General features: G+C 62.3%; 27 protein-coding genes and 1 riboswitch. Of the genes, 11 read left to right on the forward strand and 16 right to left on the reverse strand.

Annotated elements, in window-relative coordinates; translation table 11 throughout:
- Nucleotides 1-16 precede the first annotated feature (16 nt).
- Genes CH256_RS03885 through CH256_RS03900 form a run of 4 tightly spaced genes read right to left on the reverse strand, consistent with a single transcriptional unit; the run spans nt 17 to nt 3,516 of the window.
- Nucleotides 17-838, reverse strand: a complete 822-nt coding sequence (locus CH256_RS03885) for an ABC transporter permease (protein ID WP_094668914.1) — start codon at nt 836-838, stop codon at nt 17-19.
- Nucleotides 838-1,662 (reverse strand): ABC transporter permease, encoded by an 825-nt coding sequence (locus CH256_RS03890; protein WP_094668915.1) that lies wholly within the window; start codon nt 1,660-1,662, stop codon nt 838-840. Before CH256_RS03890 ends, CH256_RS03885 begins: the two co-directional genes overlap by 1 nt.
- Nucleotides 1,659-2,468 (reverse strand): ABC transporter ATP-binding protein, encoded by an 810-nt coding sequence (locus CH256_RS03895; RefSeq protein ID WP_094668916.1) that lies wholly within the window; start codon nt 2,466-2,468, stop codon nt 1,659-1,661. The genes CH256_RS03890 and CH256_RS03895 overlap by 4 nt, the downstream gene beginning before the upstream one ends.
- A 31-nt stretch (nt 2,469-2,499) precedes the next feature.
- Nucleotides 2,500-3,516: an ABC transporter substrate-binding protein gene (locus tag CH256_RS03900; protein WP_094668917.1), complete on the reverse strand. Its 1,017-nt coding sequence runs from the start codon at nt 3,514-3,516 to the stop codon at nt 2,500-2,502.
- A gap of 323 nt (nt 3,517-3,839) precedes the next feature.
- Here CH256_RS03900 and CH256_RS03905 point away from each other — a divergent pair, with 323 nt between their 5' ends.
- The 6 genes from CH256_RS03905 (at nt 3,840) to CH256_RS03930 (ending at nt 9,869) form a co-directional block, all read left to right on the forward strand.
- A complete protein-coding gene (locus tag CH256_RS03905) occupies nt 3,840-4,574 on the forward strand; it encodes a FadR/GntR family transcriptional regulator (protein ID WP_094668918.1) in 735 nt (244 codons plus the stop codon).
- Nucleotides 4,575-4,706: 132 nt separating this feature from the next.
- Nucleotides 4,707-5,255: a MaoC family dehydratase gene (locus CH256_RS03910; protein ID WP_094668919.1), complete on the forward strand. Its 549-nt coding sequence runs from the start codon at nt 4,707-4,709 to the stop codon at nt 5,253-5,255.
- Nucleotides 5,252-6,469, forward strand: a complete 1,218-nt coding sequence (locus CH256_RS03915) for a CaiB/BaiF CoA transferase family protein (protein ID WP_094668920.1) — start codon at nt 5,252-5,254, stop codon at nt 6,467-6,469. The genes CH256_RS03910 and CH256_RS03915 overlap by 4 nt, the downstream gene beginning before the upstream one ends.
- Nucleotides 6,466-7,836 carry an MmgE/PrpD family protein gene (locus tag CH256_RS03920; RefSeq protein WP_094668921.1) on the forward strand — a complete coding sequence of 457 codons (1,371 nt, stop codon included), beginning with the start codon at nt 6,466-6,468 and terminating at the stop codon, nt 7,834-7,836. Before CH256_RS03915 ends, CH256_RS03920 begins: the two co-directional genes overlap by 4 nt.
- Nucleotides 7,837-7,875: 39 nt before the next feature.
- Nucleotides 7,876-9,039 carry an acyl-CoA dehydrogenase family protein gene (locus CH256_RS03925; protein WP_032395011.1) on the forward strand — a complete coding sequence of 388 codons (1,164 nt, stop codon included), beginning with the start codon at nt 7,876-7,878 and terminating at the stop codon, nt 9,037-9,039.
- On the forward strand, nt 9,036-9,869 hold the full coding sequence (locus CH256_RS03930) for an HpcH/HpaI aldolase/citrate lyase family protein (RefSeq protein ID WP_094668922.1): 834 nt from the start codon (nt 9,036-9,038) through the stop codon (nt 9,867-9,869). The genes CH256_RS03925 and CH256_RS03930 overlap by 4 nt, the downstream gene beginning before the upstream one ends.
- Nucleotides 9,870-9,937: 68 nt before the next feature.
- On the opposite strand, the gene CH256_RS03935 is transcribed toward CH256_RS03930, so the two are convergent.
- Nucleotides 9,938-10,633, reverse strand: coding sequence for an SDR family oxidoreductase (locus tag CH256_RS03935; protein ID WP_256989353.1), 696 nt, complete (start codon nt 10,631-10,633; stop codon nt 9,938-9,940).
- 90 nt (nt 10,634-10,723) lie between these two features.
- Here CH256_RS03935 and CH256_RS03940 point away from each other — a divergent pair, with 90 nt between their 5' ends.
- Nucleotides 10,724-11,563 (forward strand): LysR family transcriptional regulator, encoded by an 840-nt coding sequence (locus tag CH256_RS03940; RefSeq protein WP_094668924.1) that lies wholly within the window; start codon nt 10,724-10,726, stop codon nt 11,561-11,563.
- Nucleotides 11,564-11,612: 49 nt separating this feature from the next.
- Here the strand turns inward: CH256_RS03940 and CH256_RS03945 are convergent, their stop codons facing one another.
- Both CH256_RS03945 and CH256_RS03950 read right to left on the reverse strand, forming a co-directional pair.
- Nucleotides 11,613-11,990 (reverse strand): DUF6941 family protein, encoded by a 378-nt coding sequence (locus tag CH256_RS03945; RefSeq protein ID WP_094668925.1) that lies wholly within the window; start codon nt 11,988-11,990, stop codon nt 11,613-11,615.
- A complete protein-coding gene (locus CH256_RS03950; RefSeq protein WP_143536514.1) occupies nt 11,987-12,808 on the reverse strand; it encodes a hypothetical protein in 822 nt (273 codons plus the stop codon). Before CH256_RS03950 ends, CH256_RS03945 begins: the two co-directional genes overlap by 4 nt.
- Nucleotides 12,809-13,082: 274 nt before the next feature.
- A riboswitch (SAM riboswitch) is annotated at nt 13,083-13,201 on the forward strand.
- Nucleotides 13,202-13,352: 151 nt separating this feature from the next.
- On the opposite strand from CH256_RS03950, the gene CH256_RS03955 reads away from it, so the two are divergent.
- Nucleotides 13,353-13,658, forward strand: coding sequence for a mandelate racemase/muconate lactonizing protein (locus tag CH256_RS03955; RefSeq protein WP_256989354.1), 306 nt, complete (start codon nt 13,353-13,355; stop codon nt 13,656-13,658).
- A 39-nt stretch (nt 13,659-13,697) separates the two neighbouring features.
- Here the strand turns inward: CH256_RS03955 and CH256_RS28450 are convergent, their stop codons facing one another.
- Together CH256_RS28450 and CH256_RS03965 are read right to left on the reverse strand one after the other, a co-directional pair.
- Nucleotides 13,698-13,820 (reverse strand): hypothetical protein, encoded by a 123-nt coding sequence (locus CH256_RS28450; protein ID WP_256989355.1) that lies wholly within the window; start codon nt 13,818-13,820, stop codon nt 13,698-13,700.
- Between the two features lie 1,728 nt (nt 13,821-15,548).
- Nucleotides 15,549-16,526 carry a hypothetical protein gene (locus CH256_RS03965; RefSeq protein ID WP_143536515.1) on the reverse strand — a complete coding sequence of 326 codons (978 nt, stop codon included), beginning with the start codon at nt 16,524-16,526 and terminating at the stop codon, nt 15,549-15,551.
- A gap of 391 nt (nt 16,527-16,917) precedes the next feature.
- Between CH256_RS03965 and CH256_RS03970 the strand changes: the two genes are divergently transcribed.
- Together CH256_RS03970 and CH256_RS03975 are read left to right on the forward strand one after the other, a co-directional pair.
- A complete protein-coding gene (locus tag CH256_RS03970) occupies nt 16,918-18,096 on the forward strand; it encodes a hypothetical protein (protein WP_094668929.1) in 1,179 nt (392 codons plus the stop codon).
- A 107-nt stretch (nt 18,097-18,203) separates the two neighbouring features.
- Nucleotides 18,204-19,103: a DUF6636 domain-containing protein gene (locus tag CH256_RS03975; RefSeq protein ID WP_143536516.1), complete on the forward strand. Its 900-nt coding sequence runs from the start codon at nt 18,204-18,206 to the stop codon at nt 19,101-19,103.
- A 173-nt stretch (nt 19,104-19,276) separates the two neighbouring features.
- On the opposite strand, the gene CH256_RS03980 is transcribed toward CH256_RS03975, so the two are convergent.
- The 3 genes from CH256_RS03980 to CH256_RS03990 form a co-directional block, all read right to left on the reverse strand.
- Nucleotides 19,277-20,500 (reverse strand): type II toxin-antitoxin system HipA family toxin, encoded by a 1,224-nt coding sequence (locus tag CH256_RS03980; protein ID WP_094668931.1) that lies wholly within the window; start codon nt 20,498-20,500, stop codon nt 19,277-19,279.
- Nucleotides 20,497-20,784, reverse strand: a complete 288-nt coding sequence (locus CH256_RS03985; protein ID WP_306438700.1) for a helix-turn-helix domain-containing protein — start codon at nt 20,782-20,784, stop codon at nt 20,497-20,499. The genes CH256_RS03980 and CH256_RS03985 overlap by 4 nt, the downstream gene beginning before the upstream one ends.
- Nucleotides 20,785-20,901: 117 nt before the next feature.
- Nucleotides 20,902-22,101: an MFS transporter gene (locus tag CH256_RS03990; protein WP_094668933.1), complete on the reverse strand. Its 1,200-nt coding sequence runs from the start codon at nt 22,099-22,101 to the stop codon at nt 20,902-20,904.
- A gap of 123 nt (nt 22,102-22,224) precedes the next feature.
- Here CH256_RS03990 and CH256_RS03995 point away from each other — a divergent pair, with 123 nt between their 5' ends.
- The gene (locus CH256_RS03995; RefSeq protein WP_094668934.1) at nt 22,225-22,839 is read left to right on the forward strand and encodes a TetR/AcrR family transcriptional regulator; all 615 of its coding nucleotides are present in this window, start codon (nt 22,225-22,227) and stop codon (nt 22,837-22,839) included.
- A 70-nt stretch (nt 22,840-22,909) separates the two neighbouring features.
- Here the strand turns inward: CH256_RS03995 and CH256_RS04000 are convergent, their stop codons facing one another.
- The 4 genes from CH256_RS04000 to CH256_RS04015 all read right to left on the reverse strand — a co-directional run bounded on the left by CH256_RS04000 (nt 22,910) and on the right by CH256_RS04015 (nt 26,290).
- Entirely contained in the window at nt 22,910-23,494 is a 585-nt protein-coding gene (locus tag CH256_RS04000; RefSeq protein ID WP_256989356.1) for a zeta toxin family protein, read from the reverse strand.
- A gap of 24 nt (nt 23,495-23,518) precedes the next feature.
- Nucleotides 23,519-23,872 (reverse strand): TA system antitoxin ParD family protein, encoded by a 354-nt coding sequence (locus tag CH256_RS04005; protein WP_094668935.1) that lies wholly within the window; start codon nt 23,870-23,872, stop codon nt 23,519-23,521.
- Nucleotides 23,873-24,015: 143 nt separating this feature from the next.
- A complete protein-coding gene (locus CH256_RS04010; protein ID WP_256989357.1) occupies nt 24,016-25,344 on the reverse strand; it encodes an aspartate aminotransferase family protein in 1,329 nt (442 codons plus the stop codon).
- 1 nt (nt 25,345) lies between these two features.
- Nucleotides 25,346-26,290: a choline kinase family protein gene (locus tag CH256_RS04015; protein WP_094668961.1), complete on the reverse strand. Its 945-nt coding sequence runs from the start codon at nt 26,288-26,290 to the stop codon at nt 25,346-25,348.
- Nucleotides 26,291-26,292 lie beyond the last annotated feature (2 nt).

The raw sequence follows: 26,292 nt of genomic DNA on the forward strand, positions 1-26,292 counted from the left end.
AATGCAGCGAGCTCCTTCACCGACCGCCGTATTTCGAGGTGATGCGACTATCCAACCACTGCAGGGCGATGGTGGGCGGCAATGCCATCACCAGGATCAGCACAACGGTACCCATGATGTTCTCCATCCGCACCAGGCTGACGTTGCGCAGCAGTTCGTATCCGATGCCGCTGGACGACGAGAACATCTCGGCGAGAAGCAGTCCCAGGAACGCCAAGCCGAAGGTCATGCGCATGCCGGTGGCGAGCGCGGGGAGCACAGCGGGAATGACGATCTGACGGATCAATCTGGGCCAGCTCACCTGTAACGACGCCGCCATCTTGAGGTGGATTCGTTGGACAGATGCGGTGGCCTCAACGGCGACGAGGAACATCGGGATGAAGGCGGCGTAGAAGGAGAACCCGAATCGGCTCAGTGCGCCGATGCCGAGGAATGACAGGAAGATCGGGTACAGCACGATCTTCGGAATGCTGTTAATCGAGTACACGATCGGGGCGATGGTTCGGGTCCAGTAAGGACTCAGCCCGAGCGTCAGGCCCAGCAGTGAACCCGCGACCGTGCTGGCCAGAAACGCGAGCACGAGAATGCGGAGCGAGTCACCGACATTGGCACGGAAGTCTGCTTTGCCCAGGTCCTCGGCGAGTGAGGCCATGGCCTCGGCCGGCGTCGGGAAGATGAGACTGTCGACGAGAACCGCCGAGATCCACCAGATCAGCACTGCGACAACGGCCACGACCAGAGGAGGGAGGAACCGTCGGGCGTTGGTGCGGCCCGCGGACGAGGTCACCTTCGGGGGAAATGTTGGGGCGGTGGCCACTCTGTCCAAGGTGCTGCTCATCAGCGGCGCCTCCAATCGAATCGGTTGAGCGCGAGAGAGATCAGCGAGGTTGAGAGCAGCGCGATTAGCGCCACGATGAGGATCCCGGCGTACATGTCCGCGATGTCGAACCCGTCGTAGGCGATCGAGATGAAGTGGCCGAGCCCCTGCGTCGAGAGAATGAACTCACTGGCCAACACCGAGATGACGGCGTACGAGAGCCCCAGTTTCAGTCCGGTCACGATGCTCGGCAACGCATACGGAAGAAGCACCGATCGGAAGTACTGCCACCGCGTCAACATCAACGTAGTGCCGAGCTTGGTGACGATCGGCGACACCGAGTTGAAGCCGGTGCGCGCGTTCAACGCCACCACACCGAAGGCGAAGATGGTCGACAGAATAGCGATCGGAGCCACGCCTGCACCGAACAACACCACCATGATGGGGTAGAGCGCAAACGTGGGGACGGCATAGTAGACATTGAGGTACGGCTGGAACGCCCTGTCCCACAACTCGTACCGCCACAGGACGTACGCGGCGGCGACACCGAGTACGGAGCTGAGAACGAAGGCCAGAACGATGATGCCCAGCGTCCGGCCCAACTCGTCGATCAGAAAGTCCGGGTCGGTCAGCAGGCCCAGCGACGTCGAGATCATGTCGGTCACCGGAACGATGTCCAGCGGGGACGCGAAGAACCGTGCCGAGATGTCGATGGCCACCAGAGCCACGACGAGGATGAGCACCGTCCATCCCCATGCGGGGAGGCCGAGTTGGGTGGAGGGGGCCGGCCGGATGTATCCGGGTACCACGGAGGCGCGCGTGCTTTCGCGCGTGGGCGCACTCATGGTTCGATGCTCATCGTTTTCTTGGCCTCGTCCCGCAAACGTGACCAGATACGTTCGTGCAGAGCGACAGCGTCGGGACTGGCCAGCACGTCTTCGGATCGCGGTCGAGGGAGATCGATGTCCACCTCGTCGATGAATCGGCCGGGTCGCGCACTCATCACCAGCACGCGATCGGACAGCAGCACTGCCTCCTGGATGCTGTGGGTGATGAACAGGACCCCGCACGTGAGCTTTTCGACGATCTTGAGTAGCTCGTACGACATGACCAACCGCGTCTGCTCGTCGAGTGCGCCGAACGGCTCGTCCGCGAGAATCAGATCGGGCTCCATGGACAGGCAGCGTGCGATGGCCACACGCTGGCGCATACCGCCCGACAACTGAGTGGGGTAGTGGTCGCCGAACTTGGACAGGCCGACCGTCTCGAGCAGCTCGTCGGCGCGGGCTCGTCTCTCTCGCTTGCCGACGCCCCGTACTTCGAGAGCGAACGCGACGTTGTCTCGCACGGTCCGCCAGGGCAGCGTCGCCGATTCCTGGAAAATCACCGCAGTTTTGGAGCGGGGTCCGGTCAACGGCCGACCGTCGATCTGCACGGTGCCGCCGTCGTGATCCTGCAGTCCGGCGAACACCTCGAGCAGAGTCGACTTGCCGCAGCCACTGGGGCCGACTACGGAGACGAATTCACCTCTGCCGATGGACAAGTCGATCTCGTGCAGGGCCGTCACGTCGCCGAAGTGTCTCGACACCGAGGATGCGACGGCGATGGCCGAGGTGGTGTCTTGGTGAGGTCGAACCGATGTTTGCGTCACGTCGCTACCTTCTGGTGGTGGGAAATTATGGTCAGGCTTCGCAGTCGTCGGGCATGTCGTTCGTGACTCCCTCGGCGAGGAAGTCCGGGTCGAACAGGGTGCAGAAATCGGGTTCACGATCGCTGCCCGACGCCTCCACTCCGTCCTGCGCGGACACGACGGACGCCGTGTCGAACCCGCCGCCCCACGTGTCGACCGACGATGCTCGCTCGACCACCGCGGTTGCCGACTCCACGTCGAAGCCGGTGTAGTTGGCGTAAATCTCAGCTGCGGCAACAGGATCGGCCTTGATCGACGCGACTGCCTCGGTGTAGCCGGCGTTGATGGCTCGTACGACGCCGGGGTTGCTCGCGGCGTAGTCCTTGGTCGTGGTGATCGTCGACTGCAGGAACCGCGACATGTAGTCGGGGCTGCTGACGATCAGCTTGAAGTCCTCGGGCCGCTGTTCGGCGACAATGGAGGGGACGAGGGCGATGTCGACGTTCCCGGCTTCGAGAAGCGCGAAGCCCTCGCCGATTCCGCCGGAGGCAACCCGCTCGATCTGACCCGGGTCGACGCCCGCGAGTGAGGGAATGAGGCGGGTGAGGGCGTCGGACGCCGAGTTGGGCCGGGTGTAGGCCCACCGGCGTACGTCCTCGATGGAGTTGATGTTCGGGTTCGAGGCGAGCGCGTAGAAATTCATCGGATACGGCCCTTGGGTGCCGCCGCCGACGATGCGCAGTTCGGAACCGGCCGCGTCCGCCTGCACGATCGAGGGGTAACTGACCTCGCCGATGGGGATGTTGCCGTCGAGCAGAGTGCGCATGGTCGCGCTGCCGCCCTTGCCCGGCACGATGTTCTCCACGATCACACCGTGCTTCTCGAACAGTCCCTGCTGTTGCGCGACAAGCCAAGGGATGCTGTAGATTTCGGCCGCTGCCGAGACGGTGACGTCGATCGTGACCGGGTTGGCGGGGTCCGCGTCGGGACCGGGACCTGATCCGCAGGCCACCAATGTGGTGGACAGCGTCAGTGCTGCCATGATGGACGTGGCTCGGCGTAAATGCATCTGCGTCCTCGCTGGATGATCGGCGTTGCACGAATAGAAGTAGTCCGCGTATCGCCGAGGTCTGGAATGTCGGGTGCCACAACCTCAGGTGTGGTGAGACCTAAGTAACAGCTGCGATCTACCTAAACATAAGATATATAGACCGTCAAGGGGCGCGCATTCAGGCCTAGACGTAGAAATCGGCGCAGTTTCGGCCCCAAAAGTCTGATGTATGAAGCGGAATCGACGTGATGGCCGCTCTCCGAGTGATCGGTGCATGTCGATAGACCCGCCAGGCTAGGCTCGAGCCGATCGTCAGCCGTCGTCGAGTTGCAGGGGGAGAAGTGGCCGAATCCGCGTCGCTCAAGGGCACAGCCAAGAGCGTCCCCGCATATGCGGTCCTTGCAGGACATCTGCGCACCCGCATCCTGTCGGGTGAATTGCAGCCTGGTGAGCGCCTCCCCGGCGAAGCGGAGCTGACCGCAGAATTCGGCGTGGGTCGCAGCACCATTCGCGAGGCCCTTCGCTCCCTGGCCAGTCAGAACCTGATCGAGACGACCAGGGGAGTGACCGGGGGAAGCTTCGTCGCCGTCCCCAGCGTCGGGCACATCAGCGAGCACCTGGAAACCGGTGTGGCGCTCATGGCCGCCGCGGAGACCGTCACCGTCGACCAGCTCATGGAAGTGCGCAACCTGATGGAGGTGCCGGCCGCAGGCATCGCTGCGTTCCGCCGCACCGACGAGCATCTCGAACAGCTCAACGCGTCTATCTTCGACCCCAACGAAGTGCAGGGACCCGAGACCTTCGCCAAGAACCAGGAATTCCACCTCGTCTTGCTTCGTGCGGCGCACAACCCTCTGCTCGAGCTCATCACCGCGCCTGTCTTCCGAGTGCTGTCCGGCCGATTCGGGCGTGATCACGCGCCCGAAGGTTTCTGGCAATGCGTCGACAGTGACCATCGGAGTCTGCGCGACGTGGTGGCCGCGGGTGATTCGATGGCCGCGATGGACCTGATGCGTAAGCACCTCGACCACCTCGGGGACTCCTACCGTCAGATGGATCGACTCCGCAAGCCGTAAAACATCTGCTCTTTAACGAGCCGTTCTACGTGAAGCCCCTCGAAAATCGGTTTCGCTGAACCCTTGACGCCGTAAACATCTGATGTTTATGGTCTAGGTAAGGCACTCGCCAAACCGACACGAGGAGACACGGTGGCAATCCATCCGGCCGTTCTGGGGCGCTTCTTCGACGACTACGCCGTGGGGGACGTCTACCAACATCCCTTCGGGCGGACGATCTCGGAGACCGACAACACGTGGATCACGCTGCTGTCGCTCAACACCAACCAAAATCACTTCAACGCGCACCTGGCATCGCAGAACCCCATCACCGAGGGGCGCGTCATCGTCAACTCCGGCTTCACAGTCTCTGTGGTACTGGGACTTTCGGTGATCGACATGAGTCAGAACGCAATCTCGAACCTGGCCTTCACCGACATCAAGATGTCCCACCCGGTCTACGCAGGCGACACCCTGTACGCCGAAAGCATCTGCACCGGGCTGCGCAAGTCCGAGTCCAGGCCATACGCCGGAATCGTCTCGATGATCACCCGCGGCCTCAATCAGGATGGCGTCGAGGTCATTTCGTGGAAGCGCTCGGTCATGGTCGCCACCCGCGACAGCGGCATCGGGCAGAACTACTTTCCTGAAGCACAGAACGGCCCGCTCGAACTCCCCACGACGAAAGATTCCGACGCATGAGGCCACTCGAAGACGTCCGCATCATCTCCCTCGAGCAGTACGGCGCAGGCCCGTTCGGCAGCCTGCATCTGGCCGACCTCGGCGCGGATGTCATCAAGATCGAGGACCCCAGCGTCGGCGGCGACGTCGGACGCTACGTCCCGCCCTACAACGAGGGCGAGGACTCGCTCTTCTTCGAGAGCTTCAACCGCAACAAACGGTCTCTCTCACTGGATCTTTCGACACCAAGTGGGCGAGCGGTGTTCGAGGACCTCGTCCGCACCAGCGATGCCGTCTACTCCAACCTCCGCGGCGACGTGCCGGAGAAGATCGGCATCACCTACGACCAGCTCAAGCACCTCAACCCTGCGATCGTGTGCTGCAGCCTCACCGGCTTCGGTATGACCGGCCCGCGCTCGAAAGAGCCCGGCTACGACTACATCCTGCAAGGTCTCGCCGGCTGGATGAGCGTCACCGGCGACCCGGACGGACCGCCCACGAAATCCGGTCTGTCTCTGGTCGACTACTCCGGTGGATTCGTCGCCGCGATCTCGCTGCTGTCGGGATTGCACGCTGCCCGACGCGACGGCATCGGTGGGGACTGCGACGTCTCGTTGTACGACACGGCGATGTCTCTGCTCACGTATCCCGCGACGTGGCACCTCAACGCCGGCTTCGAGCCGATCCGCACGAAGAACTCGGCGCACCCCTCGCTGGTTCCTTTCCAGGCTTTCGAGGCGACGGACGGCTGGCTCATCGTCGGCTGCGCGAAGGAGAAGTTCTGGGACCGTTTGGTTGTTGCCATCGACCGCCCGGATCTCGGTGCCGATCCACGGTTCAGCAACTTCTCGCTGCGCGGCAAGCATCAGGACGTGCTGCTGCCGATCCTGGAAGAGGTGTTCGCCACCAACACCGTCGATCACTGGCTCTCGAAGCTCGGCCCTGCCGGGGTGCCTTCCGGTCCCATCAACGACGTCGAGCATGCACTTACCGAACCCCACACGATCGCACGCAATCTTGTGGTCGAGACCGAGCATCCGGTGTACAACACGGTGCGTCAGGTCGCTTCCCCGGTGAACTTTGGTTCCGAGGCCAAGCAGTACCGCCGTGCGCCGCAGCGGAACGAGCACTTCGACGACATCGTGCGCGACCAACTGGGCTACGACGACGAACGCGTCGCGAAACTCAAGGCCGAGGGCGCGTTCGGAACGGCCAAGGACGAGGTACGGGCGTGAGTTCGACGGTTCTGGCGCAGTGGGCATCGGGTGTTACCGTCGCCGACCTGCCCGAGAACGTCCGGCATTCGGCGGCGCGACACTTGCTCGATGGCGTCGGGAATACCGTTGCTGCTCAACGTCTCGGCTACGGCCGACCGGGCTGGACAGTGGCCGACGCCCTCGGCGGCCCACCGGAGGCGCGGCCTCTCACCGGCACCCGCGGCCTGTCCGCACCGGCGGCCGCCTTCGCGACCGGGGTGATGCTGCACTCTCTGGATTTCGACGACACACATGCGGGCGCACTGGTACACGCGACGGCCGTATCTCTTCCCGCGGCATTCGCCGTAGGGCAGCAGGTGTACGCCTCGGGTTCCGATGTGTTGACGGCAGCAGCCCTCGGTCTCGAAACCGCATGTCGTCTCGGTGAAGTCAGTCCCCACGGATTCCATGCTCGGGGCGTGCATGCCACCGCAGCGGTGGGACCGTTGACGGCCGCACTCGTCACCGGACACCTCTCGAAGTTCGACACCGAGACGATGGTCAACGCTCTGGGGATCGCCGGATCGTCGAGTTCGGGACTGCTCGAGTTCCTCGACACGGACGCGGACACCAAGGCGCTGCATCCAGGATCGGCCAGCATGAACGGTGTGCTGGCCGCCCGGCTCGCCGCCGCCGGTGCTACTGGACCGTCCTCGGTTCTGGAAGGTCGACGCGGCATCTACGCTGCGCTGACCGATCGGCCGACGAACTTCGCGGCACTGACAGAAGGACTCGGCACGCGGTGGGAAGCCACCCGAATCGGCATCAAGCCGTACCCCAGTTGCCAGCTGATGCACGTCACGCTCGACGCAGTGTCGAAGGCGCTCGGGGACAGTGCGGTTCAGGCGAGCGACGTGGCCGACATCGAGGTGTTCGTTCACCCAGATTCGAGTCCGTTCGTCTGTGGTCCGAACACCGGGGTCGCGTCACCGCGCAGCACGTACGACGGCAAGTTCGATCTGCCCTGGAGCGTCGCCGCACTACTGCACGACGGGGCCATCACCGTCTCGACCTACACCGACGAATCCATCGCACGCGAAGACGTCCTCGTCACCGCCCGGAAGGTGCGGGTGACGAACCTACCGTCCGAGGTTCCCGCGGCGGCCGCGTCGGGCAGGGCGGTTCTCACCCTCACCGACGGACGAGTACTCGACGCCTCCGTCGGCGGCAGTCAGGGATCCGCCGGGTTCCCGTTGAGCGACGACCGTCTGCTGGAGAAGTTTCTCGGCAACTGCGGCAACGATTCTCGTGCCGCCGAGCTCGCCGACCGCATCCTCGGACTGGTCGACGAACCCGACCTGACCCCCATTCTCGATCTCGCCGCAGCTATCGCGCCGGCACCCTGACACTTCGATCGACGACACCCCAATCGACAGGACATCATCATGGACTTCACGTACGACGAACAGCAGATGGCCTTCCGGAAAGCATTGCGCACCTTCGTCGACAAGGAAATCATCCCGGTCGCGAACGAGTGGGAGAAGACGGGCCGATACCCCACCGAGATCGTCGAACACATGAAGGCCATGGGCCTGTTCGGGATCACGACTCCGGAGGAGTACGGCGGACTCGACCTCGACAAGGTCTCGTTCACCCTGGTGTACGAGGAGCTCGCCCGCGGATGGATGGGCGTTGCCGGAATTCTGGGCAGCCACAACCTCTCGTGCTGGATGATCGGCAAGCACGGTACCGAGGAGCAGAAGAAGACTCTGCTGCCCAAGCTTGCGTCCGGTGAATGGCGCACGGGAGTCGGCCTGACCGAGCCCGGTGCCGGAACCGACCTGCAGGGCATCAAGACCACCGCCAAGCGCGACGGCGACCACTACGTCGTCAACGGTGCGAAGACGTGGATCACCAACGCTCGACACGCGAATGTGCTTCCGGTACTGGTCAAGACCGATACCACGACTACGCCGGCGCACAAGGGCATGTCGCTGCTGTTGATCGACACCACGACCGACGGGTTCGAGGTGCAGCGCGACATGGGCAAGCTCGGCTACAAGGGCACCGAGTCGTGTGAGATCACGTTCACCGATGTGCGTGTGCCCGTCGATGCGCTGCTCGGTGGTGTCGAGGGCCGTGGTCTGCAGCAGGCGCTGTCGGGTCTCGAGATCGGCCGTCTCAATATCGCCGGACGCAGTGTCGGCATCGCGCAGGCTGCCTACGACGCCGCACTCGAATATGCGAAGCAGCGCACCGCATTCGGTCAGCCCATCGCCGAGTTCCAAGCCATCCAGCTCAAGATCGCCGACATCGCGACCCAGCTCCAGGCTGCACGGCTGATGACGTACTGGGCTGCATCGCAGGCAGATTCGGGTAAGCGCGTGGACATGGAAGCCGGCATGGCGAAGTACTTCGCCTCCGAGGCCGCCATCACTGCCAGCCTCGAAGCCATGCGTATTCACGGTGGCTACGGCTACTCCACCGAGTTCGTCGTCGAACGTCTCTACCGCGACGCCCCGCTGATGGCCATCGGTGAGGGCACCAACGACATCATGCGCACCGTCATCGCGAAGTCCCTCGTCGCGGGCACGGGTGTCATCGGATGACGTCGGCACTGACGTACCTGTACGTTCCAGGGGACGTGCCGGAGCGTTTCGACAAGGCACTGGCATCGGGCACGGACGCGGTGGTGCTCGATCTGGAGGACGCCGTCACCGCGGCGAACAAGGACCATGCGCGGGCGACGGTGGCCCAGTGGATTGCGGCCTGCGAACCGGGTGACGTGCAGATCTGGGTGCGAGTCAATCCAGGTTCGTTGCAAGAGGCCGATATCCGTGCAGTAGGGCACTCGAATCTGACGGGTATCTGGCTGCCCAAGGTGTCGTCCGCTCAGGAGATCGAGCAGGCCGATGCCCTACTGGGTGGCAGTAGCACCGTGGTCTCACCCCTCATCGAGACGGCCGCCGGGGTGTTCGCTGCACTGGAGATTGCCCGCGCCCCCCGGGTCAAGTTTTTGCAGATCGGTGAGGTGGACCTGGCCGCCGATCTGGGCGTCGACGGTTCGGCGGAGTCACTGTCGTTCGTGCGTGCTCAGGTGGTCGCAGCCAGTATGGCGGCAGGTATCGATCCGCCGCCCGCCGCGGTGTCGCGAAACTTCCGCGACGCCGAGGCCTTCGAGGCCGACACTCGAATGCTGGCCGGTCTCGGATTCGTCGGGCGTTCGTGTATCCATCCGGCCCAACTCGGCCCTGTACGAACGGTGTTCGTGCCGTCCGAGGACGAGGTGCGAGAGGCCCAAGAATTGTTGGCCGCCTTGGAACGTGCCACCTCGGGGGTGGCCGTCGACAGCAAGGGCTTCCTGATCGACGAGGCAGTTGCCCGAACCGCACGTCGGGTGGTGGCCAGAGCTGCTGTGCGGGAGTCGATCAGCACCTGACGTCAGCTGAGTCCAGCAGCGCCGAGTGGGCCACTCGATGCCTGGACTCGGCTGATCGGCCGCGTTCTTCACCAGGCCACGGTTCCGGCGTCGTCGAAGAATCCGCCTCGCGGGCCGTCGTCGGGCAGAGCGGCGAGTTTCAGAGCGATGCGCGCGCCTTCCTCCGGCGTGCGGGTGGATGCGAATCCGGTGAAATCCGTTGCCACATAACCCGGGCAGCATGCATTGACGATCACCGCAGTGTCTGCGAGCTGCCGTGCGTACTGCACAGTCATCGCGTTCACCATGGTCTTGGATGGAGCATATGCCGCCATGATCGGGCCGGTCTGCAGCGCGAGCGAGCCCATATTGCTCGAGACGTTGACTATGCGTGGCGAGGCGGAACGAAGAAGCTTCGGAAGTAGTGCGTTCGTTACTCTGATGACTCCGAATACGTTGGTATCGAGGGTAGTCCGCAGTACGTCGATATCCAGCGTCGTCGGATTCTGTTGGTCGCCGCCGGAGATGCCTGCGTTGTTCACAAGGATGTCGAGGTCATGGATCGAGTCGGCGGCGGCGGCGGCAACGCTGTGGTCGGAGGTGACATCGAGGGGGACTCCGAAGGCGTCGATGCCCGCAGCACGAAGCTTGTCGACCGCGTCCTGTCGTCGTGCATCGTTGCGGGCCCCGATTCCCACTCTGATTCCCTGCAGTCCGAGTCCGTGCGCGATGGCAAAGCCGATCCCTTTGTTGGCGCCGGTGACCAGCGCGGTCTTGGTTGTCATGCAGTCCATGGTCGGCGTCGAGTGCAGGTGCGTCCAATACCGATCGACCAACCTGTGATACTCAACGGGTATCACAACTAGGCTGTCGGCGTGGACGATCTCGAAACGCGCGAACTCCGGTACTTCGTTGCCGTGGCCGAGGAGCTGCACTTCGGACGCGCCGCGCAGCGCTTGGGGATCGCCCAGCCGCCGCTGTCGCGGGCGATCAGCAGGATGGAGCGCCGACTCGGCGTCGCCCTCCTGGATCGGAATCGTCGCGGAGTGGCACTCACTGCTGCTGGTGCCGTGCTCCTGAGGGACGCTGTGACGGCGCTCGACGCCGTCGCTGCGGCAGTGCAGCGAGCGCGAAGCGCCGGTGACGTCATCAAATTGGTGACCAAAGCCGGTGCGTCGCACGAGCTTTTACGACGCGTGCTCGACGCGCACCCCGCGAAGGTGGACATCGTGTTGTGCGAAGTCGGTGAGCAGGCCGAATATCTTCGCCGCGGTGACGCCGATGTGGCGTTGATGCATCGCCCCGTCGATGACCTCGTCGGCTTCGACTTCGAGGACCTCCTCACCGAGGGGCAGGTCGCGGTCGTTCCGCGTGATCACCCCTTGGCCTCCAAAAGTGAAGTGGCCATGGATGATATCCGCGATGTGCCGGACCTACCGATGGCCCGATGGCCGCAGCTCGACGGGACCTATCCGGAGGGACTCGGGCCTGAGGTGCGCGCTCAATCGCAGATCGCCCAACTGGTCGCGCTGGGTCAGGCGTTGCTGGTGATCCCAGCGTCGAGTCGCGCGTGGCAGTGGCCCGAGCATGTGGCCGTACCTGTGTCCGATGCGCCGATGATCACGACGGTCATTGCGTGGCCGGCCGGAGTCCGATCGCCGGCGGTATCGGCCTTGGTCACGTCGGCTGGCGGTGCATCTTCGATGACGAACTGAACCCGTCGGCGGTGCCGCATCGCCAACCGCCGTCGTACTGACCGAGTCGTCAGCCGAAGGTAATGCGAAGCCCGACGCTCGCTGTGGCCCCACCGGCGCTGAGGATGAAGTTGTGCCGTCCTTCGTCGCGGAACACCATCTGCATCGGCAGGAACCAGAATCGGTTCTCGCCGGTGAAGCCGGCACCGGGAATTTGCAGCCCCCGCTGATTCACGATGTGTTCGCCGTTCGCGTCGAGCACTTCGAGAGTCGCGGGAAAGTCCTTACCGATGTCATCGGGTCCCGTCTGCAACAGTGCGACCAGCCGGCATTCAAGCATGCGGGTGTCGCGAGGGACCGTGCAGGTATCCCAGACGCCGCCGAGGATGTCGAGCATGTCGTTCGAGGCTCGCGCGTACTCGGCGAAGAACAATCCGGTGATGATCATCGGTTGCGGTCATCCGTTTCGTAGTATCGAAGTGACTTCATGGCGTCCAGGACGGTCGGGCGCAAGGGTGCCGGCACCTCGTATGTCCCGTCGCAGACCAGCCACCCGTCGGCGATGAATTGGTCCAGTAGGCCGCGGAGCATCAACGCAATGATGTGTTCGTACAGATCTCCGGAGTGGGCCGAACCGACTTCCGGGAGCCGCGTCCGTGGAGTGCTCGTCATCGCCGCGAGAACTATCTGTCCGGCAACGACATCGGGGGCTTGCGACTGGCGGCGTGGGTCCTCGCTGAGGAAGTACCGGCGGATGACGTGCGACAGAGCCGTCCGGTGGGCGGCCAGCGAGCCGGGAAGTGAGTGGGCGAACTCGTCGGCCCAGGGACCGCGTATCGCCGTGGTAGATGTCAGCTCGATCAATCCGGCCGCCGTTGCCGCATCCCACAGTGTCATCAAGTTGCGGATGTCGCGCATGGATCTCGAGTTCCTCGCTCGCGCGTCCAGATCCACCCCGACGGCCTCCGCCAGCTCGCTGATCGACCCGGGCCGGGGAACACCTGTGCCGGTGATCGGTCGTGACGGACCGAGCCAGTCGAGGAGCGAACGAAGCTGCGCTATGGGCTTCGATGCGGTCAGCGCTGCGAACTCGTCCTCGGCGGTCGGTGGTGTGAGCTCGATATCGTGGGGCGTCAGTCCTTCGACCGGGGACTCGACTGTCGGCTCGATGGCGTCGGCGAATTCCGTGTTGGCGGTACGGGATCCCCGGCGCCCGAACAGTGGAATCACGCGAGCGAGGTTGCTGTCTGTTCGGTCGGAGGGCACGAACACAGCATAGGAAAAATCTGGGCCCTGCGACGATACGAGCCGAACCGCAGGTCGTCTTCTGGACACGTTCATGCTGGTCGCGATGCACGGCAACGATGAATACGACGAGCTCGATACCGCAGCCCTCGACGTCCTCCGGGAGTTTGGCCCGAGGCCTGCACCGGAGCGATCATGACAATCCAGTGCGCGACCTCGGTGCACGGGGTGCGTGCAGTGGCTGCCGCTTTCGGCCGATGGTGCGTGTCGTACCTCTCGGCTATGGTCGGGAGAGGTTCATGAGTGGCAGTTGTCGGTACCTGGCCGGCTGTCCGGCAACCCCGTCTCCATCGACAGGGTGCCCCAGGGGAAGAACCGGCGCGTCCCGCAATCGCAGGCGCGCAAGTCGATGGAGGGTTGCACCTCCAGAATGAGGTGAACAATGTCCGGTGGTGACGAACTCGAAGCAGCACAGGCGAAGTGGGAACCCATTCCGCCCGAACGGCGTCGTGCCTGGTGCCAGACGCTACTAAGTTACCCACCGATCTGGTACGGCGTGTTTCCGATGCTTGAGACTCGGAGGCTGGTACTCCAAGGCGGGTACGCCAACGCCGAAGCCTGGATCGACCTCGCGAAACGTGCTGAGGCAGTGGGCTTCACGCCTCGGACGTGGCTGATCTTTCGGCAGAGCCTCGAACCCGCGTACCTGAAGGACCGATTCCCGTCCCATCCCGAGAACATGCCGAAGCGGCGCGGGAACGGCGGTGTCGAGACGGTGGTGGTCGATCCCGAGGACTTCTCTGAATGGCCATGGCTGTTCGAGGCGGGGTATCGCGCGGGAGAGGCGACCTTGCAGGCGTTGGCTCGGTGAGTTACCCGAGCACAGACAGGACCGATTCGGCGGGGCCGCTTATGCGTCCTCCCCGATGTCCTCGAACCACAGGCTCGGGCGCTCGGCAAGCATGCGTTCCATCAGCTGCACACGTTCGGCGTTGTCGACGACGTCGACCTGCACTCCGTGGTCAGCGAGCAATCACTCCGAGGTCTCGAACGATCGGTTCTCACCTGAGACGATTCGAGGAATCTCGTACAGCAGGGCGGTTCCCGCGAATGAGAAGCACGGAGACAAGGTTGTGTGGAGAACCGACTTCGGCACACCGAGGCGGGTAGTCGGCCTGATCGTTCGGTGCAGTCGGTTTAGCCGTGACAGATTGCGCTGTCCATCCGGTTTCGGCCCACCGCCCGCACTTTGCCGTCGTGGAGTAGTGCCGCGCCGATTAGCACGCCGCCTTTTTCCAAGCTGATCTTTGCGTGTTCAGTTGCCAGTCTGAGGAAACACTCGTCGGTGCGTGCAGGATCGGTGAAGGTTCCTCCTAGGCGTCCATGAAGTGTGAGGATGACCCGTGTCAGTCGACCAGACGCCGAGCAGATTGCCAAGGGGCAACGTGTTGCATAAGCAGACGTCGATCTGAAGTACTGCGTCTCGTCGGCAGCTACATGATCTCGGTCTTCATTGCTGGGACGAGCATTGACGGCAGCTGCATCATCGGCGCTCGGCTGGCGCATTTGAATGAGAGACACGACTGTGCGGGCAGGAATGGCGTGAGCCTGCATCATCGGCTAATCAGGGACTACTGAGTCCAGGTCAGCGCATGCCAATTTGTAAACCAGTGGGTTTCACGTCAGGGCTGCTGTCGGGTGCGCCAGATTGACCGTCATTCTAGGAATCCCAGCACTTGTTGGTCAGGCTGCTTGTCCTGGACACTTTCCTGACGCAGACGAAGTCGCCTGAATGAACGTTTGTATAGTCGCTGACGTAGGTAGGGCTCCACGATCCGCATCCAACATGGATCGAGTACCAGCTATTTTGACTAACTTCCGCCCGATACCAATTCACATGGTTGGGGCCGAATCCGCTTGCGGCAGTGATTCGCGCCCAACCGCTTTTGTTACCGGCATTCATCCATACACCTTGAACGGCCTGTCCGTTTCCGCAGTCAACGGAACCGCTCGCAGCTGCGCGTGCCTCTGCTGGGTTCAAGACAGACATTGCGACCACAAGTGCTACTGAAGAAAGGCCGATCATGCTGCGTCGGAAAGAAAAGGGATTCTTCATGCGATTTACTCTCTTTCAGGTTGGACTTCAGACTTTAGTTGGAGGCACTCTGTGTGCTCAATCGTTCAGACATAGTATTGGCAGTGTCTACAACGTGATGGTTGGCGTCGTGTGCGGCGAGTAGAGAAATGGCGTCAGTCGACGCGGCATCTGTTTAAGCGTGGGACGCGTGGTCAGATGGGGGCTCGGGTTCGAGTACGTTCACACAACCCGCGGTAGTCTTTGAAATCCTGTTAGGACGTACTGACGAGATTGCGTTCTGGGATCTGTCAGCGGTCCGATGTTATCTCCGAAGGAAGAGAGCGATCTATTGCCACCTTTACTTGGTTTCCAAGAAATGTGATGAAAGCAACCGCGTGCGGAACCCGCAATCGGGGCGCGCCCGAAGCAGGAATGGCCGAAACGATGCAAGTTGTCTAGCAAGGGGGGCGATGGAACGACCTATAAAGCGGCTGGCTTGTCACGATTTCGGCGAAAATATTGATTGCCAATTCGTACGAGCTCGCTGCCGACGCGGTCGAGGGGGATGGTATCGGCCCTTATCCGGGGGCAGGCAGGTGTTTCTTGAGCCCGAAACGAGTCCATGGATCGTGCAGGTACTCTCTGGAATTTGGACGGCATTCATTGACTACAGCAAGGCGGAATTCAACAGACTGTGCTCGCAAATGAGGAATTGAACACCTGACCCTCAGCTGGGAAGTACCACTGAACCTTCGCGTACGCAGGCAGTCCGTTGCACGTACTCGGCTCGTAGGCAACGATTTCTGCCGGGGTCATCGGTGCACTCGCAACCGTGCCCGTCGGGGAAACGTACGATGCCATGCCATGGCCCACCGCCCGTTCGCCACCCCAGGAATCCCACACGATTTCACCGATGTAACCGCTCGGAGATCCGCCGAAGTACACGGTCTCCGGACGAATTTCGCCATACCCCTCCGAGTTGCTCGGTGGGGTGCCGCCGAGAACCATATTCGGATTTTCCTGCGCTGCAATCTGAGCGAATGCTGGGGGCGCGGAGTGCGCGGCCTGGCACTCGAAGGTTCCCGACAGCGCCGACCGATCCGCGCTCACATACTGACCGGGCACACGGTTCGTGTCGGCAACGGTCCAGTTGTCGCCGACCCAGCGTGAGGTGGTCGTCTCGTTGTACGCCCCACCGGGCGTGACGATACCGAAGCTGACGTCTGCCTCGGTTTTCACCACACCGACCGAGCCGGGCTCAGGGCATCGAACGAACACCCGGTACATTTCGGTCGGCACCGCCCACATGTACGCGGTTTCGCCCGGACTGATGGCACCTTCGGGTGCAGGCACTGAAACTGGGCCGTCGTCCCAACCGATCACCCCGAACAGTTCGAAGCCGCCGTACCCCATCTTGGCATCGACGACGATATCGGCACCCTGTTCACGAGTGATGTTGAAGGCTCCGACGAACACCCCGGACGGAGTGATGTCGTCGGGAAATATGTGCTTGTTCGGCACACTCGTTGTCGTGAGCGATGTTCCGGTGTCGATTCGTACAGTGATCTGGGCGTCGACGAGTTCGATTCCCACATTGTCGGGGTTGTTGTCGCCGTCGACGTCGACGGACGCAACTACCTCGCATGGACCTCTAGTGCCCACACATGGATTCCCAGCTGGCGTAGATGGGGGTGTCGGCGTTTCGGGGTTGCCTTCGGCCGGAACATCGGTGACCGACGCGAGTGCTGAATCACCTGAGTCCGTCGAAAGAGTAGTTGCTTCGTCTGCGCCGCAGCCACCGATCAGCAGAGCGACGGAAATGGCAAGGACATGAACATGTTTGACGCGACGGAGCATATCGACAATCTAGAGGAGTCGGTTGTTTCCCGGCATCGGCTGAACAACCGACCTGGCAACCCCTTGGTCGATCATGTCGGTTGAATGTGGGATAGCAAATGGGTTGGGACGAATTTATCGTCGTGTGACTCAGTAGGCTTTCCCGCGGTCGCTCGCGGATCGTCGTGTGTCATCTGTCGGGAAGGAATCACCATTCATGAACTCCGATGCGAGCGATTTCGCAGACGAACTCGACAACCAGCAGACTCGAAGGGCTCAATCTGACCTGCGATTCGACCTGCACCTGTGGCATGCGCTCGCATCTCTGGCGGCTGTTTCGCTACTGGCCGCCATCCTTTCGGATTCCACGTTCGGATGGGTTTTGATCTCACTGGCCGCAGGTACCGGAAGTTGGTACGTCCGTCAGCGAGATATCGGTTGGACGCCCGACATTCGTGAGGTGCTCGCGCAGCACCGACTTACGGCACCGGTCCTGGGCACGCGGCAGCCCGCTGAACCGAACATTGCAAACCTGGCACCACCGATTCCGTTCCGAGCCATGACAGTGACCGAACTGTTCTCCGGTGCTTGGAAGGTAGTCTCCAAGAATTGGCCGACGCTGGTGGGTATCCCAGCGGGGATCCTGCTCGTGTTCCTCGCGATCGTCTTCCTGTCGATCGCCGCGATAGGGATGTTCGCGCTCGGTGCGTCCGCATCGTTGAGTGACAGCACACTTGTGTTGTCGGACAATCCGTTTTCGAGTTTGTTGCTCCTGCTCCTCGCCTGGTTGCTGCTCATCATGGCCATCGCGCTGCCGGCCGGCGCGTTGCTGCTGGCTTTGTCGGTTGTCGCGAGCGAACGAGCCGTGCGCGGACTGCCGGTTAGATTGCTCGATGTGTGGAACACCGCGCGGAGCCGGATGTTCGCGGTATGCCGGATGACGCTGACGTTCTACTGTCTGTCTGCTTTACCCAGCCTCGTCTTGGTAGCACTGTTGTCGCTGGGTGGCGGACTGGGCAGCCTCCTGTTGGTGCCGTTCGTCAGCCTCGGCGTGTTCGCTGCGTCCATCCTGTTCAGCTTGGCACCGGTCGTTCTGGTCGTCGAGAGTCGAGGCGTGGTCGATTCCCTACGTCGATCGGTGAGTCTGTCGAAACCCGCCTGGGGCAGGCTGATCGGGATCCACCTGCTCTGGTCACTGTGCTTCGTTCCGTTGATGCTCGTCACAGCGATCTTCGGTTTAAACCTGCTGGTCTACGCGGTGGTACTTGGAATTATGATTGCGGGATTCCGTGTATTGCAGCTGCTTATCTACGCCGATCTGCGTATTCGAGCCGAGCAGTACGACCACGAACTCATCGCAGAGTGGGCCCGCAACAGCGGGACCAGCTCGATCTGATGCGCGCCGGTACGTCGCTGCTTATCGTGTGTGCCTCGCTTCTTGTCGTCGTGGCGGGGTGTTCCCGTGTAAGTGCTCCGGTCTCTGCCATCGCTGAGCCGACCACCGTGCCGGAACAGTCGACACTCGAGGTCTCGACGACCGATCCGCCGCCATCGCCACCACCGGCCGCGGCCATCTCGCTCGTGGACCCGGCGACCTTCGCCCGGGGAGAAGGAGGGCTGCAGGGATTCTTCTTCACGACGCCCAGTGGATTATGGCGGTGTGCCATTCTGGCGGACAGTGCGCAGGGCGGCAGTGACGATCAGATGGCTGGTTGTCAGCCGTCGTCGAGCATGCCGATGAACGTGGCGGGTGCGCCATCGGTACCCGACCATTACAGCCGCAATGCGACTGCTCCGAACGCGATCCTCGTGAACGCAACGGAAGACGCCAGATTCGCGAGCCTGAGCCAGGCGTTGTTCTGGCGTTACGACACAACGCCTGTCCTTCCGTACGGACAAACGTTGTCTGCCAACGGGTTTTCCTGCAATGTGAAGGAGTCCGGCGTGTCGTGCCGCTCGGACGATTCCGGGAAAGGGTTCACGTTCTCGACCGGCGGATACCAGTTCGACTACATCGAGGCACGTGGTCCTGCGACACCGGTATCGACGGCAGCGTCGAGTGGCGTAGACCCTGTGCTCGGAAACAAGACCGACAGCTATCAGGTGGGTTACGGGGAAGTTCGGCCTCCGAAGATCAGCAATGGTGGTGCGTCCCTCTCCGGCATTGTCACCGACATCGTGTGGGATTCGTGGGGTGGGCCGACGGCGTCCGGGACCGGTACAACAGCGCATGTGACTCCGCAGTTTCCGGCACCGGGCTCGGCTCCGCAGGAACGTGCATCGATCGTTGCCTTCGACCTCGGCGAGTGCGACGGAGTCCCCATGTACAGGTCGTTCGTATGGTTCTTCCCGCAGGACCAGTCGCTCGAGGCTGCGAAGGCGAACGCGGTTCACGCGTGCTGAAGCGTGCCGTAACCATCTCAGCCTTCCGGCGCACCGCGGCCGTCCATTCGGGCGAAGGCCGATATACGACGATCCATCGACATCGAGCGAGAGAATACTTTGCGCCAACCTGTCGGTTCTTGACCCAGGCCACTGCACCTGGTCTGGCGTCGAACTCCAACCACAGGTCGAGGTCAGGACAGCTCGGTGCAGCGCTGATCGAGTAGCTGCTTCAACTGACGAGTTTGCTTGTCATCGAATCCGATCACATCGACTTCATCGATTCCGTCTCGAACGCCAGCGCAGACGTCGTCGAGTATGCGTCGTGTCGCACGTTCCGGCATTCCCAGGCGACTTGCAGACTCGACGAAATGCGCACGTGTCCAACGGTTCGCGCGCCCGTAGAAGTTCAATGCCATCGGATCGCTCCACGACGCGTAGGGCTGCGTGCACAGAAGGTCGTAGGCGGGTGTGATCGACCAGATTCCCCGAGAGTTCTGGTGTATCGAATAGTTCTTGCCGTGCAGGTCCCCGTTTCCGATCGCATACGAATAGGCCGTCAAGCGAAGAAGTTCGGCGGTGGCCTGGCGCGCGGAACCGCCGCCGCGCTCGACTGTGTCGGCGAGCAGCGCAATCACCGCTTCGGTCTTCATTCGGTACTTCGACGCGGGATAGAGCCCGGACACTTGGCACGCATCCTCTTGCGGTAGCCGTTGTTCACCGATCCGGTCGAATCGCGCCACCAGCAGACCGCTGATTCCCTTGTTGTCTTCGATGACGCGATGTTCGGGCACCGAAAGTCCGCATCTACCTGCCAGGTTCATGAAGAAGTTCTCGTTCTGGACCAAACGCGGAAGTCGCGCCGGTGGAGCGAGCTTCAAAATGGCAGGGCCGGACGTAGTCGACACCGGGGTCGAGTACATTTGCGCGGACACCTTGCCCTGAACTCCCGGCAGAGCGGACGGATCCTGGCTCACCGACTCACCAGTGGACAGGGAATCGAAGAGGCGACGAAGATCTGGAACTTGGTGCCTCGAATCGAATGCAGTGCCCGCCAACGACATCTGTTGATCGCGTGGAAGCACACTGATGTCCCCGATGGTGTCCGATCCGACTGCCAGCAGCAGCGTGAAGTGGTCGTCCTCGGACGTTTTGGTAGCTGTCACCACGCCGGTGAGACGAACACCTTCGGGCAGCAGGCCTGCGAAAAAGGCAGGGACGCTACCGCCCGATGCCCGCGTCTCGAGTGACGGCTTCGGAATCGACCACGCGAGATCCGGCGCAGAAGCGTTGTCGAGGTAATCGCTGTCGTAGCGAAACACGACGTCGTTCCCCACACGCGTCAGTGAGCCGGCGAGAAGACCGCCCTTGTAGACATCGGCTGCATCGACATCCCGCAGCTCGGATGCTGGGATCATGTCGGGTCCATTGGGGGCACAGGCGATCCGGCGCGCGTGAGCAATGTGATCTCGCAGCCTAGCGCTTCCGCGACAGCGACCGCGCCGTCGAGCTGCACCGTATCTTTTCCGCCCTCGAGCGCCTGGACTGTCGAGCGCCCCACGCCTGCGAGTAGCGCTAACTCGGCTTGAGTCATGCGCAGCTGATGTCGACGCGCGACGAAGGCTCCGGCCAGCTCGCCGGAGTGCTTCCGGGCTCGTCGTCGTGGTTCGGCCATTGCCACTCCTTGTGCTTGCGCAGGCATGCATATCGGAGCCTACATCGTGAAGCATCAGGTGGATAGCCCTTATGCCTGGCTTCTCAGGCATAGAAGCGAAGAGTGGGCATCCAAGAACGCCGATCGAGTGTTATGCATGCGTCCTCAAGCGTTAACCTCGGGCATCCTGGACGTGCGACGAGTGACGAACAGCAGTACCACCGCACCGGAGGCCAGAACAGCGCCGATGGCAGGCAGGACCGAGACGCTGTTGCCTCCCGACAACGCTATCGATCCGATCCAAGCACCCGCCGCGTTCGCAAGTTGGAACCCGGCGATGTTGACCGTGGCGGCGAGGTGTGGTGCTTCACTGGCCGCACCGATCAGCTTCGAGGCGAGCGGCGGAATGATCGAGAATCCGGCAGCACCCACGACGAACATCCAGGCGAACGCGAACCACGGCGTGCTGCCGAAGAGGAACAGTACGAGCAGGGCGACGGCAAGAGCCGTCAGTGCCGTGTACAGCGTCTTGTCGAGTGCCTTGTCTGCGAAGTACCCGCCGAGCTGATTGCCGACGACGGAGCCGACGCCGAAGACGAACAGCACGATGGTGACGGTGGACGCGGAAATTCCGGCGTGATCGGTGAGGTAGGGCGCGATGTAGGTGAACACCACGAACAGTGCGGCCTGGCTCAGCGCGGTGAGGCCGATGGCCCACAACACCGGACCTCGGGTGAACACGCTCAGTTCCGAAGTGGCACTGCCGGTCTGATGAGACGGTGCTGCTCGTCGGGTCGAGGGGATCAGAGCGGCGGTGACGAACAGTTGGAAGAGCGCGACGATGGCGAACGACCAGCGCCAGCCGAGTTGCGAGCCGATCAGCGTTCCCAGCGGAACTCCGAGGACGGTCGCGAGGTTGAGGCCGAGCGTCACGCGGGCGATCACTCGGCCCTGAAACTCCGGCTCCACCAACGACGTTGCCAACACCAGGCACAGCGCGAAGAACGTGGCGTGGGGGAGCGCAGTGATGACGCGGAATATCACCAGGGTCGCAAAATTCGGGGCCAATGCGGTTCCGATGTTGCCGACGATGAACAAGGCCATCATTGCGGCGATGAGCGGTGTTCGCGGAACACGGGTGGTGGCGATGGTGAGCAGCGGACCGCCGATGACGACCGTGACGGCATAGATCGTGATCAGCAGGCCCGCAGTCGAATTCCCGACGTCGACATCGGAGGAGATGTCCGGAAGGACTCCGGCGACGAGGTATTCGACGGTTCCCACTCCGAACACTGCGAGCAGCATCCAGACGATGGCGACGTTCGCGTTGACCGCGGGCGATGCATTGCGTGTCTCGGCGACCATTCCCTACCCCTTCGTTCTACGGAGAACCGAACCTTCTGTCGAAGGCTAGGCGATTCATTTAACGATCGCTACAGGAGTACGATGAATCACAGTTGCGAGAACGAATCGAGATGTGGAGGGCCGATGGCCGGCGTACGAGGACAGGGCCGGAAGTTCGACGTCGACTCGGCGTTGGATCAGGCGATGTTCGCCTTCTGGGAGCATGGATACGAGGGCACTTCCGTCTCAATGCTCACCAGCGCGATGGGCATCAATCCGCCCAGTCTCTACGGTGCGTTCGGTGGCAAGGAAGGGTTGTTCTTCTCCACGATCGAGCGATATCTCGCCACTCGAGGCGACTTCATGGAGCGTGCGTTCGCCGAGGAGCCCGACGCGGCCAAGCTGATCTCGAGACTGCTGTACGACGCGGCCTTGCACTACACGGACGAGTCCTGTCCGGGTGGCTGTCTGATCATCAGCTCGGCCGTCGGTGTCACCGACGCCAATCGAAGCATCGCAGATCGATTGCGGGACATGCGCAATGCCAACGTATCCCTGCTTGCGGAACGCATTTCCGAGAACATCGCCGACGGCATCCTGCCTCTGTCATGGGAGCCCGTCGACGTCGCGGAATTCATCGGCGTGATCATTCAAGGCATGTCGCAGCGCGCCCGGGACGGCGCAACGCGGCATCAGCTCGAACGCGTTGCCGAAAGAACACTGACTTCGTTGGGTCCGGTGCAGTCGATCGCAGGCTGATATGCCAACCGTCTCTCGATCGCTCCTATTCAGGCGAGATGTGCAGAATGCGATCAGCGGGACAGGGAGGTTACGAACGCAGGGCCGGTGGCATCCAGCTGGGCCATTCGGCCTGTCCTACGAGGTGACCGCGATCGAACCGCGCAATCGTGCGGAATGGGCGTCGCGCTGATGAATTGTCGTACACCTGAGCGCGATCCACCATCTCGACCGCAGAGCGAAGGAGAGGCCACAACCGGTCGTAACGTTCGCGAATTTTCGCCTCCGGGACCGAATGACCGCCTTGATCGACGCGGTTTTGCACTCGGGCCACAGCCGTTTCGACGGGAATTGCGATGACGTGCAGCGTCACCAAATAGCCTGCGCTGACGGCAGACTGGACCAGTTCGACCTTGGACTCGTGCGAGAAGACGGTCTCGGTGACGAACGACGATCGTGCCGAGAGGAATTCCGCACGCAGCTGGGCAGCAACTTTCGACGCATCATAGGCGTGCGCAGACTCGTCGCCGGGCCATCGATCGTGCGCGATCTCGTCGGCATTGACAAACGGAAGATGCGTGACGGGTGACAGTACTCGCGCGTTGAAGGTGCTCTTGCCGGCACCATTGGGCCCAGCGAGTAGATGAAGTACCGGGTCCGAGATCGGTGTTGTCACGATGGGCTGTCTCGGGAGCGCGCTCTATCGATGGTTTCTCCACTCGGCGTTGCCGTGCTCGTCGGACTCGACGTACGAGCGACCTTCTGCAGTGAATTCACTCTCGAAGTCGAGCGACTCCGTCACGGATTCGATCTGTTCTGTCCACTCCGCGCGAACGACGGCCTGCCTGTGCGGCGTCAGGTCGTCATAGCGCGCCTTACCTGCGAGCACATCGGCAATATCGCGTGCCGAGACTCGATGGGAAAGCTCCATCTCACGGCCGATCAATGCCCAGTGGGCAATCTGTTGGGCGGCACTTCGGCTTGCAGCAGATCCGGCCACTTTTGCCGCATCGTAGAGTTCGTCGTCGATACGTAGAGACGAGGTGGTGCCCATGTGATGTCCTATCGCCGCAGCAGTAACGCCAGTGTAGCAATCTGCCACAACGCTCTGCTGGGTCTCGCGAGCAACGAGGTCCGACGAGTCCCCGTCACGCGCCGTCCAGCGCCCGAGCAGCCCGGTGAAGGTAGCCCCACCCGTCATGCCACGACCGCCGCGAACTGTTCGAGGAAGTAGTCGATGTCCGCCGCCTCGATGGTCAACGGCGGTCTGATCTTCAACGTGTTTCCGTACAGGCCGGTGGCCGAGATCAACACCCCGCGTTTCTTCATCGCGTTGACTACGCGCAGTGCCTCGGCCGGATCCGGTCGACCTGCAGGGCCGATGAATTCGACTCCGACGAACAACCCCGCACCCCGGACGTCCCCGATGGAATCGACGCGATCAGCGACCGTGCTCAGGCCTGCCAGCATGCGCTCACCCATCGCGGCCGAATTGGCCACCAAGTCCTCGTCTCGGATCACGTCCAGCACCGCTTGCGCCGCAGCGATGGTCACCGGATTACCACCGAAGGTGTTGAAATAGCGCAGGTCTCGTCCGAACTGTTCCGCCAACGAGCTCGGCATCACCAGTCCGGCGATGGGCATGCCGTTGCCCATCGGTTTGCCCATCGTGACGATGTCGGGCAGCAACCCGTGCCGCTCGAAGCCCCACATCGACGCGCCCAGCCGGCCGAATCCCGGCTGCACCTCGTCGGCGATCAACATTCCGCCCGCGGCGTGAACGACATCTGCCGCGGGCTTCAGGAAGGGTGTGGGCTCCGGCAAGATCCCGTCGGATGCGAAGATCGAGTCGATCAGCAGAGCTGCGATACCGATACCGGAGGCGGCCAGGTCGTCGATCTGCGTCTGCACCTGTTCGGCGAACCACGTTCCCAGGTCGCCCTCGACCCGGTACGCATCCGGTGCCGGAACCGTCCGCAACCACGGAGTGTCGCGAACGGACGCCGGACCCATCGACGGCGAACATGCCGCCACATCCACAGTCCCGCCGTGATAGGCGCTTTCGGTGACGATGATGCCCTGGCGGCCGGTCGCGTGCCGCGCGATGCGGAGAGCGAGGTCGTTGGCCTCGGACCCGGTGCACGTGAACATCGCGGTGTCCAACCGGTCGGGGAAGGTACCGACCAGATCCTCGGCGTAGCCGATCACCGCATCGTGCAAGTATCGCGTGTGCGTGTTGATCAACGACATCTGCCGAGTGACGGCCTCGACCACCCTGGGATGGCAATGCCCCACGCTGGCCACGTTGTTGTACATGTCGAGGTATCTCGTGCCATCGGCGTCGTACACATACACACCCTCGCCTCGTACCAACTCGAGCGGTGTCTCGTACATCAGGTGATAGGCGGGCCCGAGTACTCGCCTTCGACGCTCGACCAGATCGAGCGTGCGGGTGCTGAGCCCCACGGCCGAGGATGCATCGAAACCGTTGACGCTCAGGGCTCCGACGCGATCGAGTGTGGTCACCTCACAACCCCTGCAGCCAGAACGCCCAACGCGGATCCGCCATCTTCATCCGCGCGCGGGCAAGCTTCCAGGTTCCGTACTTGTGGTAGTCGAAATCCCATGCGGTGCTGAGCTTGTGGTTCATACAACCCCACAGCCCCCATTTGACGTCGGCGAGCGCGCTGCACACCTGCACCCGGGAGATCATCGACCACTCGGCTTTGCCGTAGAACTCTTCGATCAATTCCATCGTCTGCTGCTCGCCGTAGAACATCTCGGTGATCATCACGGCCAGCTCGTACGCGCGGTCGTTGTTTGACGCGAACTCGTAGTCCACCAATTTCATCGGTAGACCGTCGCCGATCAGGATGTTGCCCGGCATCGGGTCGTTGTGACACGCAACCAGATCCAGACCGGACGCCAGCATCGCGTTCTTCGCCTGCCCGTATTCCGCGAGAATCACCTCGGCGTCACGCGGCAACCGCACGCCGAGTTCGGCAACCTGATCGAGGTGTTCGTCGATCATGTCGAAAATCGTCTTCGTGATGCTGAGCTTGCTTCCCGAATGCAGCACGCGATACAGATCGATCATGCCCAGGGGAATCTCCGGGCGCTTGAGGTCACCGTTGGTGCACGCCCGATAGCCTTCGAGGAACTCGATGACCTCCACGCCGGTCACTGGATCGAACAGCACCACCTCGGGTCCGATGTCCAAAGCACCTGCGCGACGCGCAGCTTCGTTGGCCAGAGACCGATCGATGAAGGAATTCGTTCCGGCACCGGGGAGCTTCATGAAGTAGCGCTTCGGTTTTCCCTCGACGGTGATGCGCCAATTGCTGTTCATCAACCCTCCGGGTACCGGGGTATAGGTGATGTTCAGTCCCTCCCACTCCGCAACAGCGGCGAGGGCTTTCTCCACCTGCCGTTCGGGTTCGGTGTGGGCGGATCCCAGTGCGATCTCGTTCATGG

Origin of the sequence: Rhodococcus sp. 05-2254-6 (assembly GCF_002258565.1) — a bacterium.
Lineage (GTDB): Bacteria > Actinomycetota > Actinomycetes > Mycobacteriales > Mycobacteriaceae > Rhodococcoides.

Bases quoted from the DNA above. Each gene is read 5' to 3' on its own strand.
- CH256_RS03885 (WP_094668914.1), bottom strand. From the start codon at position 838: ATGAGCAGCACCTTGGACAGAGTGGCCACCGCCCCAACATTTCCCCCG.
- CH256_RS03995 (WP_094668934.1), top strand. From the start codon at position 22,225: ATGGCCGGCGTACGAGGACAGGGCCGGAAGTTCGACGTCGACTCGGCG.
- CH256_RS03980 (WP_094668931.1), bottom strand. From the start codon at position 20,500: ATGATCCCAGCATCCGAGCTGCGGGATGTCGATGCAGCCGATGTCTAC.
- CH256_RS03890 (WP_094668915.1), bottom strand. From the start codon at position 1,662: ATGAGTGCGCCCACGCGCGAAAGCACGCGCGCCTCCGTGGTACCCGGA.
- CH256_RS03955 (WP_256989354.1), top strand. From the start codon at position 13,353: ATGCTTGAGACTCGGAGGCTGGTACTCCAAGGCGGGTACGCCAACGCC.
- CH256_RS03935 (WP_256989353.1), bottom strand. From the start codon at position 10,633: ATGACAACCAAGACCGCGCTGGTCACCGGCGCCAACAAAGGGATCGGC.
- CH256_RS03900 (WP_094668917.1), bottom strand. From the start codon at position 3,516: ATGCATTTACGCCGAGCCACGTCCATCATGGCAGCACTGACGCTGTCC.
- CH256_RS04005 (WP_094668935.1), bottom strand. From the start codon at position 23,872: ATGGGCACCACCTCGTCTCTACGTATCGACGACGAACTCTACGATGCG.
- CH256_RS03945 (WP_094668925.1), bottom strand. From the start codon at position 11,990: ATGATCATCACCGGATTGTTCTTCGCCGAGTACGCGCGAGCCTCGAAC.
- CH256_RS03970 (WP_094668929.1), top strand. From the start codon at position 16,918: ATGAACTCCGATGCGAGCGATTTCGCAGACGAACTCGACAACCAGCAG.
- CH256_RS04015 (WP_094668961.1), bottom strand. From the start codon at position 26,290: ATGAACGAGATCGCACTGGGATCCGCCCACACCGAACCCGAACGGCAG.
- CH256_RS03930 (WP_094668922.1), top strand. From the start codon at position 9,036: ATGACGTCGGCACTGACGTACCTGTACGTTCCAGGGGACGTGCCGGAG.
- CH256_RS03985 (WP_306438700.1), bottom strand. From the start codon at position 20,784: ATGCCTGCGCAAGCACAAGGAGTGGCAATGGCCGAACCACGACGACGA.
- CH256_RS03925 (WP_032395011.1), top strand. From the start codon at position 7,876: ATGGACTTCACGTACGACGAACAGCAGATGGCCTTCCGGAAAGCATTG.
- CH256_RS03915 (WP_094668920.1), top strand. From the start codon at position 5,252: ATGAGGCCACTCGAAGACGTCCGCATCATCTCCCTCGAGCAGTACGGC.
- CH256_RS03990 (WP_094668933.1), bottom strand. From the start codon at position 22,101: ATGGTCGCCGAGACACGCAATGCATCGCCCGCGGTCAACGCGAACGTC.